The organism is Nonomuraea basaltis (assembly GCF_005893125.1).
GTDB lineage: Bacteria > Actinomycetota > Actinomycetes > Streptosporangiales > Streptosporangiaceae > Nonomuraea > Nonomuraea basaltis.
Genome location: NZ_VCJS01000013.1, coordinates 82,653 through 103,229 on the forward strand (window position 1 = coordinate 82,653; position 20,577 = coordinate 103,229).

At 68.6% G+C, this 20,577-nt stretch carries 21 protein-coding genes; 8 read left to right on the forward strand and 13 right to left on the reverse strand.

What is annotated here, in order from left to right; translation table 11 throughout:
- The first annotated feature begins 2 nt into the window (after nt 1-2).
- Nucleotides 3-2,141, forward strand: coding sequence for a sialate O-acetylesterase (locus tag EJK15_RS08715; RefSeq protein WP_138709864.1), 2,139 nt, complete (start codon nt 3-5; stop codon nt 2,139-2,141).
- Between the two features lie 163 nt (nt 2,142-2,304).
- Complete coding sequence (locus tag EJK15_RS72665) at nt 2,305-2,601, forward strand: AAA family ATPase (protein ID WP_206060726.1); 297 nt, start codon at nt 2,305-2,307, stop codon at nt 2,599-2,601.
- Nucleotides 2,602-2,890: 289 nt separating this feature from the next.
- Here the strand turns inward: EJK15_RS72665 and EJK15_RS72670 are convergent, their stop codons facing one another.
- The 4 genes from EJK15_RS72670 to EJK15_RS08740 all read right to left on the reverse strand — a co-directional run bounded on the left by EJK15_RS72670 (nt 2,891) and on the right by EJK15_RS08740 (nt 5,249).
- On the reverse strand, nt 2,891-3,163 hold the full coding sequence (locus EJK15_RS72670; RefSeq protein WP_206060727.1) for a hypothetical protein: 273 nt from the start codon (nt 3,161-3,163) through the stop codon (nt 2,891-2,893).
- 197 nt (nt 3,164-3,360) lie between these two features.
- A complete protein-coding gene (locus EJK15_RS08725) occupies nt 3,361-3,933 on the reverse strand; it encodes a CGNR zinc finger domain-containing protein (RefSeq protein WP_138709865.1) in 573 nt (190 codons plus the stop codon).
- Entirely contained in the window at nt 3,930-4,538 is a 609-nt protein-coding gene (locus EJK15_RS08730) for a pyridoxamine 5'-phosphate oxidase family protein (RefSeq protein ID WP_138709866.1), read from the reverse strand. The genes EJK15_RS08725 and EJK15_RS08730 overlap by 4 nt, the downstream gene beginning before the upstream one ends.
- Before the next feature lie 168 nt (nt 4,539-4,706).
- Nucleotides 4,707-5,249: a carboxymuconolactone decarboxylase family protein gene (locus tag EJK15_RS08740; RefSeq protein WP_138709867.1), complete on the reverse strand. Its 543-nt coding sequence runs from the start codon at nt 5,247-5,249 to the stop codon at nt 4,707-4,709.
- 162 nt (nt 5,250-5,411) lie between these two features.
- Between EJK15_RS08740 and EJK15_RS08745 the strand changes: the two genes are divergently transcribed.
- Together EJK15_RS08745 and EJK15_RS08750 are read left to right on the forward strand one after the other, a co-directional pair.
- Nucleotides 5,412-8,297, forward strand: a complete 2,886-nt coding sequence (locus EJK15_RS08745) for an AfsR/SARP family transcriptional regulator (RefSeq protein ID WP_138709868.1) — start codon at nt 5,412-5,414, stop codon at nt 8,295-8,297.
- 76 nt (nt 8,298-8,373) lie between these two features.
- Nucleotides 8,374-8,790 carry an aminotransferase class V-fold PLP-dependent enzyme gene (locus EJK15_RS08750; protein ID WP_138709869.1) on the forward strand — a complete coding sequence of 139 codons (417 nt, stop codon included), beginning with the start codon at nt 8,374-8,376 and terminating at the stop codon, nt 8,788-8,790.
- Nucleotides 8,791-8,877: 87 nt separating this feature from the next.
- Here EJK15_RS08750 and EJK15_RS08755 read toward each other — a convergent pair whose 3' ends face one another.
- The 6 genes from EJK15_RS08755 to EJK15_RS08780 form a co-directional block, all read right to left on the reverse strand.
- Entirely contained in the window at nt 8,878-9,405 is a 528-nt protein-coding gene (locus EJK15_RS08755) for a nuclear transport factor 2 family protein (protein ID WP_138709870.1), read from the reverse strand.
- Nucleotides 9,406-9,434: 29 nt separating this feature from the next.
- Nucleotides 9,435-9,911, reverse strand: coding sequence for a DoxX family protein (locus EJK15_RS08760; RefSeq protein ID WP_138709871.1), 477 nt, complete (start codon nt 9,909-9,911; stop codon nt 9,435-9,437).
- The gene (locus tag EJK15_RS08765; RefSeq protein WP_240776848.1) at nt 9,908-10,723 is read right to left on the reverse strand and encodes an SDR family oxidoreductase; all 816 of its coding nucleotides are present in this window, start codon (nt 10,721-10,723) and stop codon (nt 9,908-9,910) included. The genes EJK15_RS08760 and EJK15_RS08765 overlap by 4 nt, the downstream gene beginning before the upstream one ends.
- Before the next feature lie 43 nt (nt 10,724-10,766).
- Nucleotides 10,767-11,075 (reverse strand): OsmC family protein, encoded by a 309-nt coding sequence (locus tag EJK15_RS08770; RefSeq protein WP_138709873.1) that lies wholly within the window; start codon nt 11,073-11,075, stop codon nt 10,767-10,769.
- 90 nt (nt 11,076-11,165) lie between these two features.
- Nucleotides 11,166-11,702, reverse strand: coding sequence for a carboxymuconolactone decarboxylase family protein (locus EJK15_RS08775; RefSeq protein WP_138709874.1), 537 nt, complete (start codon nt 11,700-11,702; stop codon nt 11,166-11,168).
- A gap of 219 nt (nt 11,703-11,921) precedes the next feature.
- Nucleotides 11,922-12,764: a helix-turn-helix transcriptional regulator gene (locus EJK15_RS08780; RefSeq protein ID WP_138709875.1), complete on the reverse strand. Its 843-nt coding sequence runs from the start codon at nt 12,762-12,764 to the stop codon at nt 11,922-11,924.
- A 256-nt stretch (nt 12,765-13,020) separates the two neighbouring features.
- Here EJK15_RS08780 and EJK15_RS08785 point away from each other — a divergent pair, with 256 nt between their 5' ends.
- The 3 genes from EJK15_RS08785 to EJK15_RS08795 all read left to right on the forward strand — a co-directional run bounded on the left by EJK15_RS08785 (nt 13,021) and on the right by EJK15_RS08795 (nt 15,645).
- Complete coding sequence (locus EJK15_RS08785; protein WP_138709876.1) at nt 13,021-14,046, forward strand: aldo/keto reductase; 1,026 nt, start codon at nt 13,021-13,023, stop codon at nt 14,044-14,046.
- A 41-nt stretch (nt 14,047-14,087) separates the two neighbouring features.
- Nucleotides 14,088-14,306, forward strand: a complete 219-nt coding sequence (locus tag EJK15_RS08790) for a hypothetical protein (protein WP_138709877.1) — start codon at nt 14,088-14,090, stop codon at nt 14,304-14,306.
- 67 nt (nt 14,307-14,373) lie between these two features.
- A complete protein-coding gene (locus EJK15_RS08795) occupies nt 14,374-15,645 on the forward strand; it encodes an aldehyde dehydrogenase family protein (protein WP_240776849.1) in 1,272 nt (423 codons plus the stop codon).
- An 85-nt stretch (nt 15,646-15,730) separates the two neighbouring features.
- On the opposite strand, the gene EJK15_RS08800 is transcribed toward EJK15_RS08795, so the two are convergent.
- The 3 genes from EJK15_RS08800 to EJK15_RS08810 form a co-directional block, all read right to left on the reverse strand.
- Nucleotides 15,731-16,705, reverse strand: coding sequence for an NmrA family NAD(P)-binding protein (locus EJK15_RS08800; protein ID WP_171074184.1), 975 nt, complete (start codon nt 16,703-16,705; stop codon nt 15,731-15,733).
- Nucleotides 16,706-16,932: 227 nt separating this feature from the next.
- Entirely contained in the window at nt 16,933-17,967 is a 1,035-nt protein-coding gene (locus tag EJK15_RS08805; RefSeq protein ID WP_138709878.1) for an alpha/beta fold hydrolase, read from the reverse strand.
- Nucleotides 17,968-17,997: 30 nt separating this feature from the next.
- Complete coding sequence (locus EJK15_RS08810) at nt 17,998-18,699, reverse strand: SDR family oxidoreductase (protein WP_138709879.1); 702 nt, start codon at nt 18,697-18,699, stop codon at nt 17,998-18,000.
- A gap of 487 nt (nt 18,700-19,186) precedes the next feature.
- Here EJK15_RS08810 and EJK15_RS08815 point away from each other — a divergent pair, with 487 nt between their 5' ends.
- Nucleotides 19,187-20,458, forward strand: a complete 1,272-nt coding sequence (locus EJK15_RS08815; protein WP_138709880.1) for an ABC transporter substrate-binding protein — start codon at nt 19,187-19,189, stop codon at nt 20,456-20,458.
- Nucleotides 20,459-20,577: the final 119 nt, after the last annotated feature.

The window sequence follows — 20,577 nt, forward strand, 5'->3', positions numbered from 1 at the left end:
CCATGCCCCGACATCGATTCCATACCCGCCTGTTAGTCTCCGGATGCGCTGCCCTGGCATTCGGCGCAGCGACCCTCTCCGCCCCCGGTGTCGCGGCCGCCGCACCAGCCGCCACCGACGCCTATTCGACGTCCTGCGACGCCGAGGCCGTGAGCTACCGGCTGGTGCGCGTGCTCGACCTGCCCACCGCCGCGAACTGGCGGGACGCTACCCCTCCGTACACACTCGACGACACCGCCGGCGTCGCCGGCGGTTTCGACCGGGTCGGCTACTGCCTGGAGCTCACCACAGAAGCGGGCACGAGCTGGGTGTGGACCTCGATGGAGGCGCTGAGCGGCAACCCCGGCGACGTGGGCCTGCCGACCCGCATGGAGCAGTCGCGGCACCAGTTCGTCGACGACCTGACGGTCGTCTCCAACGTGCCCGGCGTACAGGAGGTCGACGGCGGCTCCGGCTGGGTCGAGATGTGGCCCAACCAGTACGACGGAACGGGTTCGCGGCAGATACCGGGAGCGTCCGAGACCGCACGCGATGCCGACGACGCGGTCCTGTGGGCGAACGGATACGGCTCGTTCCAGGTGCACGCGTTCGCCGACGCCGCAAACGCCCGCGGTCCGCGGTCCGCGGACGCCGCCACCGCGACTCCGGTGCTGGCCGTCAACGCCTTCACCACCGCCGGACCGCAGACGATGGACGTCGGCATCGGCGCCGGCCCGGGTGAGAACCCCGACTGGACATCCGCCGCGAACGCCGGCGATTACACCGCCCGGCGGCTCACCTTCTACGCCCGGCCCTCGCTGGCCCGGGTGGACACCGCCCCCATTTCGCGGCAGGTCGTCCCTCGCCCGGGCCGGACGGCCACCAGCGTGTCTGTGCCGGTCAGCGGGGTGGCACTGGACCCTGACGTCACCGCGGTCGAGCTGCGGATCACCCGCGACGGCCGGCGGACGACCAGACGGGCAGCCGTGTCACCGGCGGCACCGCGGTTCTCGTTGACCCTCTCGCTGCCTGTGGCGCTGACGTCGACCGACCTGGAACTCATCGCGCACACCGCCGACGGCGGCAGCCGCCGCATCGGACGCGCGCTCGACGTCGTCGCCGGTGACGTCATCGTCGTGCAGGGGCAGTCGAACGCGCAGGCCGGCCAGCAGGCGAACTCGACGTCGTCGGAGGAGGACCGGTCCCGGTGGGTACGTACCTTCGGCACGTCCAACAACAACACCCCGCGGCTGGCCGCCGCCATGGGCGGCTGGACCTACGCCATGGGCGACAACGTCCAGCGGGTCGCGGCGATCGGCCAGTGGGCGGTCCGGATGGGACAGCTGATGTCGGCCGAGCTCGGCATCCCGATCGCCATCGTCAACGGTGCCCGCGGTGGCAAGCCGATCAGCTACTTCGCCCGCAACGACGGCGACCCCACCGACGGCGCGACCAGCTACGGGATGCTGTTGCAACGGCTCGCCCGGGCCGGCCTGACCGGGCCGGACGCCATCGACGTCATGCTGTGGTACCAGGGTGAGGCTGACCGCGACAAGGCTGAGGTACACGTCGCCGGCTTCACCGAGCTGGTCGCGGACTGGCGCCAGGACTACGGCGCCGAGTTGCCGGTATACGTCCACCAGGTCCGGAGCTCCCCATGCGACCAAACCATCCCGGTGGCGCTGCGTGACGCCCAACGGCGGCTGCCGGACACCATCGACAACCTGCGGGCGGTGTCGACGACCGGCCTCAACGGCCACGACGGTTGCCACTTCCACTACATCGACGGCTATCGCACCCTGGGTGAGCACAACGCGGCCATGCTCCTCGACGACCTGTACCGCCCGGGCGCCCCGAAGGTGGCGCCGCCCAACCCCAGAGCGGCTCACCGGGTCGACGGCAACCCGGACCAGCTGGCGGTGACACTCCGCTCCCCGGCCGGCCCGCTGACCGTCGAGGACGGCGCCGCCGCGGACTTCCTGGTGCCGGGCACCGTCGTGGAATCCGTACGCCGGCAACGCGGCCGTGGTCTGGTGCTGACGCTGGACCGGCCGGTACCTGCCGGCGCCACCGTGGCCTACCTCGCCCACCATGGCGCCGGCCCCCGCGTCGTCGACGCCCTCGGCATGGGGCTGCTTGCCTTCCGGATCCCCGTCGAATAGCCACATGACCGTCATCGTGACCGGCCGCAGTGTGCTGGCTCACCGCCGCCACCAGGCACGTGGGGTCGATCATGCGCAGCAGCATGTCCCGGCCGGCTGAACCCGTCCAGCCGGCCGGGACAGTCCGCGGCGAACATGCTCGGTAACGGCTACCGTACACAGGGTGAAGTCCTTCAATACGACGGGCCCATGCCGGCCGGGCAAGCACTTCATGCTGCCCCCGATTCCCCGGATCCCTGAGGCGAAGGAGCTGGTCGGCGAAGGGAAATACTTCGTCGTTCCCGGACCCAGGCAGAGCGGCAAGACCACCTCTCTCCAGGCGCTGGCCGCCGAGTTGAGCGCCGAAGCTGAGCACGCGGTGGTGTACGTCTCCTGCGAGAGCGCCTCCACCAAGGCTGTCGAGGACGCCCCGGCCGAAGTGCGCATACTCTCCGAGCTCCGGGAGGCACCCGGCTGCTGAGCCTCCGGTGGCGATCCGTCCCGGCTGGTCGGGCCATTGCCGTTCAACATCCTGGCCAAGTCCATGCGGCTGGCCGATTTCACTTTCGAGCAGGTGGCTGAGCTGTACGGTCAGCACACGGACGCCACCGGTCAGGAGTTCACGCCGCACGCGATTCAGCGGGCCTTCCACGCCTCTCAGGGACAGCCGTGGCTGGTCAACGCCCTGGCCCGCGAGATCATCCGGGAGATGCGCGTACCAGCCTCGCAGCCGATCACCGATGAGCACATGAACGTAGCGCCAATCCGATCTACCAGGAGGTCGTGCTGCGGGTGCTTGCCCAGCGGGCCGAGGCCGCCATCCGCATCGACCGGGCCGCGTTCGGCAGTGGGAGGCGGTCGAGCTCAAGGTCCGCCACCCCCGCCAGCCCGATCCCGTCGCCGACGGACTGACGCAACTCGACGGCTACCTCGACCACCTCGATCTGAAACAAGGCACGCTCGTCGTCTTCGACCGACGCCCCACCGCGCCGCCCCTCCTGCAACGCACCGCCATCGAGCAGGTCACCAGCCCAGCCGGACATGCCGTCACTCTCGTCCGCGCGTGACCTTCCGCGTCCCGGATCACTCGGCCTCACCAGTGGGCCGCACCCGGACACACCGATGCGCCGGAACGGTGGCTTTTGCTCGTAGCCCTCGCTGGGGTCGACCGGTCAAGACCTGCCGTGATCTCCGAGCGGAGCCGGCCGGAGATCTTCTGCTGGGTGAGTTGCGCTGGTGGTTACTGGTTGCGCACGTGGTCGTAGTGCCGGGCGGCGCGGGCGCGGTTGCCGCAGGCGGCTGAGCACCATTCGCGCCGGTGGTGGTCCTTGACGAAGAACAGGACGCAGCCGGGGGCCTGGCAGGCGCGCAGTTTGGCGAGGTCGGGCCCGGTGAACAGGTCCACGGCGTCCTGGGCGATGGCCGACAGCGCGGCGGGTACGGCTGGTGCTTCGCTGAGCGGCTGGACCGAGGGCTCATGATCCCAGCGCAGTTCGCGCCAGCGCGGGGCCGAACGAACATGTCTGTTCAGCACTTCGACGGCGGCTGCCTCCGGGGGCGTTCCAGTGATGGCCGCCGTGGCCAGAGTCCTGATGGTGTCACGGATGTCGCGGGCCGTGGCCAGGTCGGACAGCCCGATGGCGATGGGGTCGGGCAGGGGGAGCGCCAGTCGGGAGCGGACCTGCTCCAGCCAGAACGCCAGCTGCTCGTCGGTCTGCAGGCCGTCCTGGAGGTGGCCGCGCACGGCGTAGGTGGCGTTGGCCAGTTCGATGGGCAGGGGTTCGCCCATCACGGGGCCGGTGGTCACGGTCATGGCCGGGTCTGGCGCAGTTCGCGGAGCTCGGCGTTCTCCCGCTCCAACTCCGCGATCCGGTCGCGCAGGTGCCCGAGGGCGTGCTCGACGGCGTCGCGGGGGAACAGTTGGGGGATGTGCTGAGGGCAGTTCCAGTTGAATCCCTCGACATCGATCAGTACGGCGCGCTCCACCTTGGCAGGGTAGCCCGCGACTGCCAACGCCTGGTCGCCCTCGACCACCCGGGCGCGGCCGAGGATCTTCAGCCGCACCTGGTTGGCGTAGTCCATGAGGAAGAGCGCGACCCGGTCGTCGTGGTCGAGGTTGCCGCGGGTGATGTACTGCCGGTTGCCGCGGAAGTCGGCGAACCCGAGCGTGTGATCGTCGATCACCGTGAGGAAGCCGGGCGGTCCGCCGCGGTGCTGGATGTAGGGCCAGCCGGTCTCACCGACCGTGGCCAGGTAGAAGCTGTCGCGTTCGCCGATGAAGTGGCGCTCGTCGTCGCCCAGCCGGTCGGCTTCCTCCGGTCCGGTGAGCATCCGACGGTAGGCCCGGTCGCTGCCGTGCTCGCGCTGGTGGGCCTGCACACCGGGGGTGAAGGTGAGTTGTGCGAACCGGCTGGTCACGGTCAGCTCCCCGGGCCGAAGACGGTGCGGTCTTCCTCGGCCGGCTGCACCTTCTGCGCGGCGGTCTCGGCGGTGAAGGGGGGAAGCGGCGGGCGAGACATGTGTGCTCCTTGTAGGTCCGGTACGGCGTGCGGCTGCACCGCCCGCCGTACCGGGGTCGTGGGCCGGTCAGTGCTCGTGGGTGACGACAGGCCAGTCGATGGCGACCCGGCCTGCCTTGTTGAGGTAGTTGGTGAAGACATTGAGCGCCACGTTCGCGACGACCTCGGCGATCTCGCCGTCGGACAGACCCGCTTGGCGGGCAGCGGTCAGCTGCTCGTCGGTGACGGTGCCCTGGTTGCGGACCAGGACGGTGGCCAGGATCAGGGCAGCGGCGGCCTGGGAGTCGTCGGCTTCACCCTTGCGGGCGGCGGTGGCCTCGTCCTGGCTCAGCCCGGCCAGTTTGGTGCCGATGTAGGTGTGCGCGGACAGGCAGTAGTCACAGCCGTTCTCCTGGGCGACCAGCAGCGCGATGCGTTCACGGACCGCGGCGGTCAGGCTGCCGCCGCCCAGGGTGCCGGAGAACTCCAGGTAGGCCTTGAGTACGGCGGGGCTGTTGGCCATCGCCTTGGTCATGTTGGGGGTGACACCGAGGGCCTTTTGCACGGCGGCGAGCAGGTCGGCGGCCTGGCCGGTGGCGGTCTCGGGCTGAATCAGGGGAAGTCCGGACATGCAGGGGTCTCGCTCTCTAATGATTAGAATCGCTTTGATTCGTTAGAACGCCGGTGAACCGGTACTGAGACAGAGCATGCGGGCCCGCATTGATAGGTTCCCCATGCATTCGCCATGGACGGACCTATGGGGGGCTGTTTCGCGACGTCAGAAGGGCAGACGATGAGGGTACGGTTCACGATCCTGGGGCCTGTGGGAGTGTCGGTCGGCGACCGGATGGTGCCCGGGGCGGCCCCGCGGCATCGTGCGGTGCTGGCCTACCTGCTGCTGCACGCCCGGACCGTGATCAGCACCGACAGGCTGATCGGCGCCATCTGGGGCCTGACCCCGCCCGGCACGGCCCGCGCGCAGATCCATGCCTCGATCGCGGTGATCCGCAAGGTGCTGCGCGAGGCGGGCGCGGCACAGGTCCTGCAGACCCGGGCGGCGGGGTACGTCATCGTGTCCGAGCCGGGGCAACTGGACCTGGAGGAGTTCACCAGTCGGATCGTCGCAGCCCGGACCGCTGACGACCCGGCGGCGCAGCTCCGGGCCGCGTTGGCGCTGTGGCGGGACGAGGCCTTCGCCGACGTGCTCGCCGACTATGTGGACGAGGCCCGAGCTCGATTGACGGAACGGCGGCTGACTGTCGTAGAGCGCCTGGCCGAGCTGGAGCTGGCGCAGGGCCGCCACGAGGAGCTCATCGACGAGCTGACCTCCCACCTGGCGGTTCATCCGCTGCGGGAGAAGCTGTGCGGCCACCTCATGCTGGCTCTGCATCGGTCCGGACGCCAGGCCGACGCCCTGACCGTCGCCCGCACCTTCCGGGACCGGCTGGTCGAGCAGCAAGGCCTGGATCCGAGCCGGACCTTCCTCACTCTGGAACAGGCCATCCTGCGCGACGATGCGGGCCTGCATCCTCACTCCACACCGGTCCAGCCCGCACCCGTCGCCGGGCCGGCGCCGCGCCCGTCCTTCCTACCCTGGGACACCCCCGATTTCGCGGGACGAACCACGGAACTCGATCGGCTGGACCGCTCAGGAACGGACAAGGGCGCGGTCGTGATCATCTCGGCGATCGACGGCATGGCCGGGATCGGCAAGACCACCCTGGCCGTCCACGCCGCCCACCGACTCGCCGCCCACTACCCCGACGGACAGCTATTCATCGACCTGCACGCCCACACCACCGGCCAGACACCCGTCGAACCGGGCACCGCGCTGGAGGTCCTGCTGCGGCAACTGGGCGTGCCCGCCGACCGCATTCCCGCCGCCGACACTGAGCGGGCGGCGCTGTGGCGGGCCGAACTCACTCACCGCCGGGTCCTGATCGTGCTGGACAACGCCGCCGATACCGACCACGTCCGGCCGCTGCTGCCCGGCGCCTCCCACAGCCTCATGCTGATCACCAGCCGCCGTCGGCTGGTCGATCTGGACGGCGCCCGCGCCCTGTCCCTGGACCTACTGTCGGCCACTGACGCCGTGGAGTTGTTCACGGCGATCGTGGGCGAACGGGCGATCGCCGAACCCGTCGCGGTCCTGGACGTGCTGCAGCTGTGCGGATTCCTGCCGCTGGCCGTCCGGATCGCCGCCGCCCGGCTGCACCACCGCCCCCGGTGGACCGTCGAATACCTGGCCGACAGGTTGCGTGACCAGCGCCGCAGGCTGGGCGAGTTGTCCACCTCCGAGCGGGGCGTGGCGGCCGCATTCACCCTGTCCTACCAGCAGCTCAACCCCGACCAGCAACGCCTGTTCCGGCTGCTGAGCCTACATCCCGGAGCCGACATCGACCCCTACGCGGCCGCCGCGCTGGCCGACTTCCCGCTGGAGAAGGCCGAGGCGCTGCTTGAAGACCTGCTGGACGCCCATGTCCTGCTGCAGCACGAGCCCGGCCGCTACACCTTCCACGACCTGCTACGAGACCACGCCCGGTCGGTCGCCTCGGCCAGCGAATCCGCCGACGCCCGGCACGATGCCCTGACCCGCCTCTTCGACCACTATCTGTACACCGCCAGTGCCGCGATCGACCTCCTCTACCCCGGTGGCGACGGCCGCAGGCCCCGCATCCCCGAACCGGGTACCCCCACCAGGTGCTTCGGCGACGTGACCCAGGCGACCGCTTGGCTGGACGCCGAACGCGTCAACCTCATCGCCACCGCCACTCATGCCGCCGACCGTGACTGGCCAACCCACACCAGCCACCTGTCGATAACCCTGTTCTACTACCTCTACGAACGTGCTCACCACGCCGATGCGCTCACCCTGCACACCCAGGCACTGAGCGCCAGCCGACACCGCAGTGATCGGTCCGGTGAGGCTCGCGCGCTCATCCACCTGGGTGTGGTGAACTGCGTGCGGGGCCGCCACGCGCAGGCCGCCCAGCAGTCCCGGCAAGCTCTCAACCTGTTTCGCCGGCTGGGGGACCGGAACGGAGAAGCGGCGACGCTGAACAACCTTGGCAACCTCCACCTGATGTTGCGCGAGTACGACGAGGCTCACAAGTGCTACCGGTGCGCCATTGACCTGTGCCGCGAGCTAGGTCGGCGGCTCAACGAAGCCGTCGCTCTGGGCAACGTCGGCCTGGTCTACGAGCGGCAGGGACGTTACGAGGAGGCCCACGACTACCATCGGCAGGCGCTGGACCTGCATCGCGAACTGGGCGGAGGTCAAGGCGAGGCCCGGGTGCTGAACAACCTCGGGCGGGTGTACCAGCGGCAGGGACGTTACGAGCAGGCCCTCGACCATCATCGGCAGGCGCTGGACCTGCATTGCGAGATCGGGAGCCGGGACGGTGAAACCGAAGCGCTCAATCACCTCGGAGAAGCCGAGAGGTTGATGAGCGACCCCGCCCAAGCCGTCGACCGTCATCATGAGGCCCTCGCCCTCGCCCTTGAGCTGGGCAACCACCCGGAACAGGGCCGCGCCCACGACGGCCTGGCGCGTGCTCACCGCGATCTCGGCCGCCTCGACCTGGCCCACGATCACGCCAAATTGGCCCTCGACCTGTACACCGGCCTCGGCGTTCCGGAGGTCGACGAGGTCCGCGACTTCCTGGCCGGCCTCGGATGAGGCCCCTCCGGCCGTCGCAAAGCTGATCATCGCTACTGTCGGACTGCGTGTCCCGCCTCATGAGGAGAAGTCACCCATGACCACCGATCTATCCTCGCTGCGACGGAAGTTTCCCGGTCTGGATGGCCGGGCCATCCGGCTGGACGGTCCGGCGGGCGCCCAGACGCACCGGTCGGTGCTTGAGGCCATGGCGACCTACCTGCGCACCAGCAACGCCAACCGCGGAGGAGTGTATGAGCAAAGCGTCGCCACCGAAGACCTGGTCGGCCGGGCGCGACGGCACACCGCGGCGTTCCTGGGCGCCGACGCCGACGAGGTGGGCTTCGGCCTGTACGCCACCACGATCAACTTCCATCTGAGCCGAAGCGCCGCGCGGGACCTGCGGCCCGGCGACGAGATCGTCGTCACCCGGCTCGACCACGAGGCCAACATCGCACCTGGGGCTGGACACGGGCGCACTGCGTGTCGGATTGATGCACTACAACACCCATGAGGAGGTCGCCCGACTCATGCAAGCTCTGGAAGAGGTGTGAGAGGGGTGATCTATCCTTGAAGCGATCTTCGCTGAACCGCGACACTGTCACGGTTCGCTGTGCCGTCGGCCCGCGAAGATGGCGGTGGGGTCGCCGGTGTACCAGGCGTTGTCGATGCTCATCCGGTGGATGAGCCAGCGCTGGCCGTCGCGGACGAGGGCGACATCGTAGGGGTTCTTCAACAGGGCGTACGTGTTGTGGTCTGCGGTGAGAAGGTGCTGTGCTTCGACCAGGGCGGTCAGGCGTGCGGTGTCGCCGTCGATGGCGATGCGGGGGTTGGTGACCTGGTGGGTGGTGTCCACCCGGCCACTGAACATTCCCAGGATGGCGGTGGTGATCGTGTCGCGCCCGGACATCAACGGCGGCTCGGCCCCCCACTTGGCGGCTGCCGGCCGGAAGTCGAGCTCGGCGTCGGCGGTGAAGGCCGAGGCGAAGAGATCCTTGTCCTTGAGGTCCTGGCCGAGGCCGAATCGGTACAGCGCGTCGATGATCTCCGTTCGGTCCTTCAACTCGCGGACGACCGCATCGCTGTCGAAGCCTGAAGCGGTCATGGCGTGGTCGTGAACGACGTACATGGTGGTTCTCCTTTATGGGCGGAGGTTGCTCATCGCTCGGCTCGCCTGGGGGCAGAGGCCCAGAGGGCGACGGAGATGTAGAGCGCCTGAAGCGGAACGCGCAGCCCAAGCGGGGTGGCTCCGCCGCCGTTGTAGGGCACGTCGGCGACGACGGCGTAGATGTTGGCCGGGAGCAGCAGGAGGTAGAGCAGCGCCAGGCAGAGTCCGGCCGCCCGGCGGGTGCGGGTGAGCACCAATCCGGCCGCGCCGAGCAGTTCCAGGACGCCCGTGAGGTAGACCATCGCGTCGGGGAAGGGCACGAACGGCGGGACCATGCGGACCAGGTCGGCGTGGTTGGGCATGACCGTCACGGTCGCGGGGACGAAATGCGCGCTCGCGGTGACGACCAGCATGACCGCCATGGCGTGGGCGGCGCTGACCCGCCAGCCGGCGAAGCGAATGACGGTGAGCGCGCCGATCGCCCTGAAAACGAGCAGGGCGATCGTCAGCACAATGAAGGCGGTCATGAGCCGAGAGATTCGGCGTGGTCACGGGCGAACTCGGCGAAGGAGCGCGCCGGACGGCCGGTGACTTCGGTGAAGTCGGGCGTGGTGTAGTCGCCCCAGCCGGACGCGTATGCCCTGAAGTACTCCAGGGTGACCGCGGAGACCCACTCAGACAAGCCGAAGCCGGTCAGCGCGGCATAGGCCTGCTCGTCGGTAACGGGCTGATAGGTGGCGCCCGCGGCGGCGGCGGCCTCGTGCAGGGTAATGCTCTCCGGGCCGGTGATGGTGTAGGTACGGCCGGCATGCGGCTTCGGGTCCGTCAGTACGGCCGCCGCGAAGTCGGCGATGTCGCGTACGTCGATCAGGCCGAGGCGGCCGTCGCCGAGTCCGGCATACATGGTGCCGCTGCTGACCGAGCCGAGCAGGTTCTGCATGAAGAAGCCGGGCTTGATGATCGTCCAGTCCAGGCCGGACTCGCGTAGTTCGTGGTCGGACAGGGCGTGCAGACGGCCGTTGCGGGTGGGTGCGTCGTGGGCGGCGCCGATGGCTGACATGCGGACAATGTGCTTGATTCCGGCCTGCTTGGCGGCGTGGACGGCGTTCATGCTGACGTACGGGGCCTGTGGGCCCAGGGCAGTGAGCAGCCATAGCGTGTCCACTCCGGCGAAGGCCTTCTCCAGCGAGGAGGGCTCGTCCAGATCGCCGATCACGACCTCGACGCCGGAGGGCGCCTTGGCCGGGTCGCGGACCATGGCTCGGACGTCGGCGCCCTTGAGGACGTTGAGCAGGGCGCCGGAGATGTTGCCGTTGGCGCCGGTGATGAGGATGGTCATGGGAATGGCCCTTTCAGCTAGTGATCAGAGGTGTTGTCGCAGGTCAGCGGGATCGGGCCGGGGTGGATGACGACCTGGGAGCGGAGCGTGCGGTGGACCGGGCAGCGGCCGGCGATCTGCAGCAGCGCGTGGTCATCGAGGTGCACGCGGCCGGCAGCAGGTCGTACGGCGTGGGCCCCGTGTCGGCGCCGCCCGCCGCGATCGGTTCGTCCACGGCCTGTTCGATGAGTGCGGTGAGGCTGGTCAGGAGTTCCTCGCGCAGGACCGGGTCGTCGTCGGGGTTGAAGTGCGGCAACGTCTCCAGACCCGCGTAAAGCTCGGATGTCACCCCATCGGGGGCGATCGCCGCCACGGTCTTGAGCGTGGCCTCGTTGACCGAGCCCGTCCGGACGCTGCCGCAGAGGAGCCGGCTCGCGCGAGCCGTACTGGAGAAGAGGGCTGGTCAGTGGCGGACGACAGGCCAGTCGATGTCGGTCTCGGCGCTCTTGTTGAAGTAGTTGGTGAAGACGTTGAGCGCGACATGGCCGACGACCTCAGCGATCTCGGTGTCGGACAGTCCGGCTTCGCGGGCCGCCTTCAGGTCGGTGTCTTCGATGTCGCCGCGGGTACGGACCACCGTGGCGGCGAAGGTGAGCGCGGCCTGGACGCGGGGGTCGTCGGAGTGGCCGTGACGGGCATGGTCGGCCTGAGCGGCGTTCAGTCCGGCCAGATTGGTGGCGATGTAGGTGTGCGCCGACAGGCAGTAGTCACAACCGTTCTCCTGGGCGACCAGCAGCGCGATCTGCTCGCGGACCGGGGCAGCCAGCGCGCCGCCTGCCAAGGCGCCGGAGAACTCTAGGTAGCCCTTGAGCACGGCGGGGCTGTTGGCCATCGCCTTGGTCATGTTCGGGGTGACACCCAGCGCCTTCTTCACGACGGCCAGCAGCTCGGCGGCGGCGCCGGTGGCGGATTCGGGCTGGATCAGGGGAAGACGGGACATGCTCGGTCTCACTTTCGTGTTCTCTTCAGTGGTGGCGCCCGTTTCCGGGGCTGAGACCGAGCATGCGGGCCCGTGTTGATAAATTCCCCATGCTTTTCCTATAGGTCGTCCTGTAGGGGGACTAGTTCACGTCAGGGAGTGGGAGGGCGACGTCGGTGACCGGCCGATGGGTTCGAGCGATGTCGCTGCTGCGGGCGCCGGCGGACCCGGCGGAGCGGTTCAGCCGCGGGTCAGATCCTGGAGGCCGACTACGCGCAGCAGTTCCAGCCGCTCGTAGGACCTGCTGCCCGGACGGGCGGTGTAGACGACCAGCCGCTGGTCGTGCTCCGGGTTCAGCAGTACCTCGCAGTCCAGCTCCAGCAGGCCGACGACCGGGTGCAGGAAGCGTTTGACGTCGGTGCGGCGTACGGCGACGTGGTGGGTGTCCCACAGCGCCGAGAACTCGTCGCTGCGGGCGCGGAGCCGGCGTACGAGCCCTGCCAGCCGCGCGTCGTCCGGGCGGCGGGCGAAGGTGGCGCGCAGATCCGCCACTGCGGCGCGGGCGGCATGATCACGGTCCTCGGCCGGGAAGAGTTCCCGCGCGGAGGGGTCGGTGAAGTAGCGCCAGACGACGTTGTGCTCCGCCTCAGGGCGGGCCGACGCCTCACCGTGGAGCGCCCTGGCCATCGCGTTCTGCGCGAGAATGTCGCCGCGGTCGCTCACCACCTGGGCGGGAATGTCGGTCAGCCGATCGAGGACGAGAAGCAGGCCGGGGCGGACGTGCTCCGAGCTCGGCCGGTTGCGTGGAGGCTCCTCGCCGGCCAGATGGAAGAGGTGGTCCCGTTCGTCGCCGGTCAGCCGCAGCGCGCGGGCGACGGCGGCGAGCATCTGGCGGGACGGGCGTGAGCCCCTGGCCTGCTCCAGCCGTGTGTAGTGGTCGGTGGACATGCCTGCCAGCTGCGCCACCTCCTCGCGGCGCAGTCCTGGGGTGCGGCGCCGCGCGCCCTGCGACAGCCCCACGTCGGCAGGGGCGAGTCGGGTACGGCAGCGGCGCAGGAAGTCGGCCAGTTCGGTTCTGTCCACGCCTCCACCATGCCCTGGGAACGCCGCACGCAGCCAGGGACCGCCCGTCCCCGGATAAGGACGTCTCTCCCGCCGGCGCCCGTACGGCCGCACGCTGGAAACCGGCTCGGCGGACCGGCGGCGCCCCGCAGGTGCGACGAGACGAGAGATGCCGCGTGCCAGATGCGGCATCTACGCGACAGCTACAACCGCCTTCCGCGGATTTGTCGGCTTTGCCGACTATGTAGATCTTTTTGCGGAGAAAGGGAGATTTCGCATGCAGTACCGCACGCTCGGCCGGACCGGGATCAAGGTCAGCCCCTACGCCCTGGGCACCCTGATGTTCGCCACCGTCATGGGCAATGCCCCCGAGGACTCGGCCCGCATCATCCACAAGGCGCTGGACGCCGGCATCAACTTCGTCGACACCGCCGACGCCTACGGCGACTCCGAGGACGTCGTCGGCAAAGCCCTGGAAGGGCGCCGGGACGACGTCGTGCTCGCCACCAAGTTCAGCCGCCCGACCGGACAGGACCAGGACCCCAATCACCAAGGCGCCTCACGGCGCTGGATCGTCACCGCCGTGGAGAACTCGTTGCGCCGCCTGCGGACCGATTACATCGACCTGTACCAACTTCACCGCCCCGATCCCCATACTGACATCGAGGAAACCCTCTCCGCGCTCACGGACCTGATCCGCAGCGGCAAGGTCCGCGCGATCGGCGCGTCGCAGACCCCCGCCTCCGACATCGTCGAGGCCCAGTGGGTCGCCGAGCGGCGCGGCCTCGCGCGATTCCACACCGAGCAGCCGGCCTACTCCGTCCTCAACCGCGGCATCGAACGCGAGGTCCTGCCCGCCACCCAGCGCTTCGGCATGGGCACCCTGGTCTGGGGCCCACTCGGCCAGGGAATGCTCACCGGCCGCGTACGCAAGGACCAGGACAACAACCTACGGCGCGCCGGCCTAATCCGGGCTTTCAACGACGAGCGCCGGCTCGACGCGGTCGAAAAGCTCATCCCCCTCGCCGCCGAGGCAGGCCTGCCCATGACCCACCTCGCGATGGCGTTCACCATCGCCCACCCCGGCGTCACCAGCGCGCTGATCGGCGTCCGCACCATGGACCACCTCGACGGCCTGCTCACCGGCCTGGACGTCACCCTCACCGACGACATCCTCGACCGTATCGACGACATCGTCCCGCCCGGCACCGACATCGGCACCCTCGACCAGGCCTACCAACCCCCAGCTCTGGAGAACCCGAGCCTGCGCCGCCGCCCCCTGACCGCACGCGCCGCGGCCTGACCACAGATCCCACTGCACCAGCACACCAGGAAGGTTCCGTCATGGGCGAGATCACTATCGACTGCACGATCGACGGCCAGGCCTACTCGGCCGAGCAACTCGACCGGCTGCGGTACGTCCGGGAGCTGCACGTGCTGCACCAGATGAAGCGGCTCGGCGCGACCATCGAGCACCACGGCAATCAGCGGCGCCTGAGGCGTGACCAGAAGGCCCGGACTCCTGAAGCGCCTGGCTGCACGGCGAACGAAACCATTTCTTGAGGATTGTTGAACGATGCTACAATCGTCTTAAACTGGCCAATGCGGCCGACCCGCAGAAGGACGCCCCTTGATCAGCGACGCCATCCGTCAGACCCGCTCCACCGAGGATGCGGTGCGTGCCTGCGCGATCCGGGCCAAGCAGAGCTGCGCGGCCCTCGAACGCGCGACGGACACGGACATCGACGCCGCGCTGCGCGGCATGGCGGAGCGGTTGCCGGCGGCGCGGCACGCCCTCGTGTCCGCGAACGAGGAAGACCTCGCGGCGGCCGTGTCCGCCGGGATGTCGCCCGCTCTTCAGGACCGGCTGCGGTTGACCGGTCCGCGACTGGAGGCCATGGCCGCAGAGCTGCGCACGCTGGCGGATGTGGCGCACGAGCCTCGCGACAAGGCCCTCGAAGAGCGCTCGGACGGCCTCACCCTGCTGGAACGCCGCCGGCCGGTCGGCGTCATCGGCGCGAACTTCGAGGCACGTCCGAACGTCACCCTCGACATCGCCTCTCAGTTCCTCAAGTCACGCAACGCAGGCGTGCTCCGCACCGGTTCGGCCGCACTCCGCTCGTCCCGGGCCATCGTGGAACAGGTGATCGCACCGGCCCTCGGCGAAGCCGGCCTCGATCCGGAGGCCATCCAGCTGGTTCCCAGCGAAGACCGCTCGGCGGCGTATGCGCTGGTGTCCCTGCCCGAGCTCATTCCGCTGGTCATCCTGCGCGGCAGCGGCGACAGCACCCGCGACCTCAGCCGCGAGGCCGCCCGCCACGGCGTGCGTACTCTCGCCCATGCCGACGGCGGCGGGGTCCTGTACGTGGATTCGGCCGCCGACGACAAAACCGTGCACCAACTGATCACCGACAGCCTGGACCGGCTGGGCGTGTGCAACCGGCTCAATCTGCTGCTCATCGACCAATCCGTCTACGACGAGCGGCTACCCGGCATTCTCCAGATCCTGGACCGCCTCGGCGTCACCGCCTCTCTGCCACCGCACACCCACCCGCGCGGATATGAGTGGTCTCTCGACTCGAACCGTGCGGCCACCGTGACGGTCGACGCCGCCAACGGACCACTGCACGCGGCTCGGATCGCCAACGAAGAGACATCCGGGCTGGCTGCCGCCATCGCGACCGAGGACCTCGCCGCCGCCGCGCAGTTCATCGACGCCTACACCGGCTCCGGCGTCTTCTGGAACTCCACCACACGGCTCCTCGACGGCTTCAAACTGCTGCGGCTGCCAGAGACCGGAATCAACATCGACCGGGTGCCCGGCCCACGCGGCCCGGTGAGCTTCCGCGACCTTTACCTGCGCCAGTACATGATCGTGCCGAGCGGACGGCTCACGTCCTGACCGGACCGTCATTGCCCCACCAATCAGAGCAAGAGTTTGGGAGACAGGCACAAAGGCATCTCCGTGCTCTGGAGCGCTCAGCGGCTCAGGCAGCCGCCAGTTTCCGGATGCGCGGATGGTTCTCCAGTGCCCACCGCACGGTCTTCGGCGGGCGCCCGAGCAGGGTTTCCAGCTGGTCGGTGACGCCGCGGTACCCCCCGCCGCCCATCAGGCGGGTCAGGGTCTTCAGGTGTTCCGCTATGTGTGGATACGCGGCCAGGGCGCTGTCCACGTAGTTCTCGTTCCAGGTTTCGACCTCTTCGGGAACGTAAGTGACCTGGCGTCCCAGCACGGCCCCGAAGTCCTCCGCGAACCCGTGCATGTCCTTCAGTTCCGGACCGGTGAGCTCGTAAGACTTCGAGATGTGCGGCGCCGGGTCGACCAGGATCTTCACGCACAGCTCCGCCACGTCGTAACCGGCGATGGGCGCGAGCCGCTGGTGGCCGAAGGGGAGGCGCAGTTCACCGTTGCTCAGCGGCTCCAGCGCCAGCCAGGTCAGGAGGGGGTTCTCGACGAACATGGCCGCCCGCACGTTGACGGTCGGGATGCCGGACCAGTCCAGCACCTGCTCGGCGATCCAGTGGGCCCGTTGCTGCGGTGACCACTGCGTGACGAGTCCGCCGAGCCATGAACGCCGTTCTTCCTCTGGCGCTGTCATCTTCTCGAACGTCATGAACGACTGTTCGTACTCGGAGATGTTGACGAAGACCTCGATGTCGCTCTGGGCTCGCGCCGCCGCGGCCATCAGGCTGACGGCGTCGGTGTAGTACGGCGACAGGCTCATGCTGAAGTAGATGCGGCGGCAGCCCTTCAGCGCGGCGGTCACATCGGCGATGTTGAGTAGGTCACCGACGAAGACCTCGGCCCCAGCCTGGCGGAGCGAGTGGGCGCGTTCGTCGTCCTGTCGCACGAACGCGCGCACCGGGTGCCCTTGTTCAAGCAGCATGTCGACCATCGTTCTGCTCACACCACCGATTTCGCCGGCGGCGCCGGTGATCAGGATGGGGTTGCGCTGTGGCATCAATGTGTCCTCTGTCTGGTGGGGGTGAGTCAGCTGTTCAGAAAGCCCAGGAGGTGGTCGGCGACCGTCTTGGGCTGCTTGGGGTGCAAGGAGTGCCCTGCCCGCGTGACCATTCCCGCCGGAGCCGGTCGATGAAGGTGAAGTCGTTGAGCTCGATGGCCGCCTGCGCGTGAGCCGTGGGCTCTGCTCTAGCCGGACGGTGCCGGCCAGGCGGATTCTGCGTGGTGTCATCGGGGCGCCGGGCCGTCGATGCGGGCGAGGAAGTCGAGGAGTGCGGCGTTGACCTCGGCGGGACGCTCCTGCTGTGTCCAGTGCCCGCAGCCCGGCAGCACCACCGGTCCGTGCAGTTGAGGCGCGACAGCGCTCAGCGGGTTGCCCGATCCGCCCTGGCCACGGAAAATGTCGCTCAGCGAGCTGCCCCCGTCCGGGCCACGCAGTGAGGTGACCATGTCGCGGTCTCCCACCACGTACAGCGCGGGGACGTCGATCCCGAGCCCCCGGAAGGGCGCGAGCAGTTCGTTGTTGCGTTCGATGTTCCGGTACCAGTTGAAGGCTCCGGTGAAGGCCTGCTCGCCGTGCAGGGCGAAGTCCTCGGCGTAGACCTGGATGTCCTCCTCCGTCAGCCAGGCAGGGAGAGCGGGCGACTCCGGCATGGTGTCCAGGAGGCCCAGACCGTCGGGTACGACCAACGGTCTGGGCTCCCTGCCGAGCGGGTTGTCGCCCGAGGCACCGACCAGGAGGCGGCGCAAGGAGTCCGGGATATCCTTGGCGAACTCCGCGTCAGCGACTCCCGGCTGCTGGAAGTAAACCTGGTAGAAGCCCTCGCCGTACTGGGTGCGGGTGATCGAGGGCGGGACCATCCCGCCCGGCAGAATGGGCGGAATACTGAGCCCGGCCACCGCGCGGACCTTGTCCGGGCGCAGCATCGCCGCGGTCCAGGCAACGGGTGCACCCCAGTCGTGACCTACGACGACCGCCTGCTCCTCTCCCAGCTCGTCGATCAGGGCGATCACGTCGCCGACGAGGTGGAGCAGGGTGTAGGACGTGACGTCCGGCGGCTGCTCGCTGCGGGCGTAGCCGCGCTGGTCAGGGGCAACGACCCGGTAGCCGGCCGCCGCCAGCGCCTCGAACTGGTGACGCCAGGAGTACCAGCTCTCCGGCCAGCCGTGCAGCAGCAGGACCAGCGGCCCCTGCCCCTGCTCGGCGATGTGCAGCCTGACCCCGTTCACGTCGACGAAGCGGTGGGTGAGCGAACTTTCCACAAGGATCTCCTTGAAATACGTACGTGCGTGCTACTTCTTCAGCTGGGCGTACATGGCTTCCAGGCCGGCGGACAGCTGCGACTTGACCCAGCGCGTGGTGTCGTCGGCCAGCACCTCGTGCGCCCCCGCCTCGATGCCGTCGAGCGCGGCCACGGCGATGTCGCGGGGGTCGGCCTTGGGTGCGTCGATACCCGAGGTCATGTCGGTGTCCACGTAGGCCATGTGGAGCCCGGTCACCGCGATGCCGCGCGGCTGCAACTCCAGGCGCAGGGAGTTGGTCTGCGACCACAGGGCGGCCTTGGAGGCGCCGTAGGGCGTGCCGTCGGCCAGCCAGGACAGGGCGGAGTGGGCGTTGAGGATGTGGCCCCCGCCGTTGCGCTCGATGATCGGCACGAAGGCCCGGGTGACCAGCAGCGGCCCGTAGAAGTTGGTCTCCAGATCCCGGCGCACGTCCTGCATCGGGGAGTTGAGGTACGAAGCGCGGACGGAGGCTCCGGCGTTGTTGATCAGGATGGTGACGTCCTGGGCCTGCTCGGCGGCGGCTGCCACGGATGCCGGGTCAGTGGCTTCGAGTGCCAGCGGAACGGCATCGGGGTGGGTCACCGAGCGCGGGTCACGGGCCGTGGCGTAGACCTTGCCGGCACCGCGCGCGTAGAGCTCCTCGACCAGCATCTTGCCGATGCCCCGGCTGCCTCCGGTGACGAAGACGTTGGCGCCCTTGATTGCTGTCACGACTACCTCCAGGAAATGGGAAACCGATCGGTTTCACCCCCACCGTAAACCGATCGGTTTCGTCATGCAAATTGGCTGAGCCAAACCAGCGCCATGTGAGTTCACAACGGGAACAAGGAGGTCAGCCGAGCGAGGAGGTGCTCGCCAAGTGGATGAGTGAGCACACCGCCGCGGCAACCGGTCGTTCGTGGTTCCGGCGGAGCCTGTGGCTGCCCTGTCGCGCGGCGACCGCCGCTACGAACGCCGAGCCGGCCGCTTCGCATTCTTCGTCGCCATCGCCGCAGCCCTCATTTGCCACCGCCGACTCACCGCGGGATTCTTTGACTCCGGTGGAGAGTCGTCGTGGGGCACCGATGTTCGCCATGCCGATCGGCGCGCTCGGGCTGAGCTTCGACTTCTTCCTGGCCGGACGGAAGTAACTGATCCGTGGTGCGACCACCCCAGGACCGAAGCAGGTCCTGCACCCCCGACCCCAGGAGGTAGAGCCGTGGGCTCTGGCAAGAAGATGTGGACGGCAGTATTGCTGGCCACTGCTGCGCTGACGATCACAGCGGCCTGCGGCAGCGAAGGCGCCGACGGTGAGATCAAGTTGCGTTTCTCCTACTGGGGCAGTGACGCACGGCAGAAGATGACACAAGAGGCGATCAAGAAGTTCGAAGCGCAGAACCCGAACATCGACGTCGAGGAAGAGTTCTCCGACTTCGGCAGCTACTACGAGACGCTGGCCACGAAGGTCGCGGGCGGCGAAGCGCCCGACGTCATCACGATCGAGATCCGCGGCCTGCGGGAATACGCCGACCGCGGCACGCTCGCCGATCTGTCCAGCACGGTCAGCACCGCCGACATCGACGGCAAGGTGCTGGCCACCGGCGCGATCGACGGGAAGCAGTTCGCCATCCCCACCGGCGTCAACGCCTGGTCCCTGGTCGTGGACCCGAAGGCGATCAAGGACGCGGGGCAGAAACTACCCGACGACACCATGTGGACCTGGGAAGAATACGTCGACTTGGCGGCGAAGATCACCGCAAGGACCGGTGGCAAGGTCTACGGCACGCAGCAGGCTTTCAACCCGGCTTTCCTGCAGATCTTCGCCGCTCAGCGGGGCGAGTCCTTCTACAAGGGCAACAAGATCGGCGTCTCGCCCACTACGCTCAAGGCGTGGTGGGCCGTCCACCAGAAGCTGATTGAGACCAAGGGTTCTCCTGGCGCCGCCAAGAGCGTTGAGCTCGGGGCCCAGGGCGAGGACCGGTCGCTATTCGCCACCGGCAACGGCGCGATGGGGATGTGGTGGAGCAACCAGCTCGGCTCGATCAACAAGGCGTCGGGCAAGCAAGTGGACCTGCTGCGGATGCCGAAGGCACAGGGCGCCACCACCGGTGGCATGTTCCTGCAGCCCGCGATGTTTTATACCGCCTCGTCGAAGTCCGAGCGCTCGGCCGAGGCCGCCAAGTTCATCGACTTCATGATCAACGACCCGGAGGCGGGCCAGATCATCCTCAGCGACCGCGGCCTGCCGGCCAGTTCCAAGGTGCTGGAGGCAGTCAGGGACAAGCTTCCGGAGGCCGACAAGAAGACGCTGGCCTTCCTCGAAGCGATCAAGGGGGAGCTCACGGACCCGCCCGCCGCCCCGCCGAAGCACGCCAGCGCCATAGAGGGCATCCTCACACGGTATACGAACGAGGTTTTGTTCGGTCGGATGACCTCTGACGAGGCCGCTCAGAGGCTCATCACGGAGGCCAACGCCCTCATCGCAGGCTAGAGGAGAGACCAATAGTTCGCGTTCGTCGGGCTCGGGCACCGTGGCGCAGATGTACGTCGACACGCCGCTTCGTTCAGATCGCCGCGCGGGCCCATTCGATACCGGGCCCGCCGGGGTGC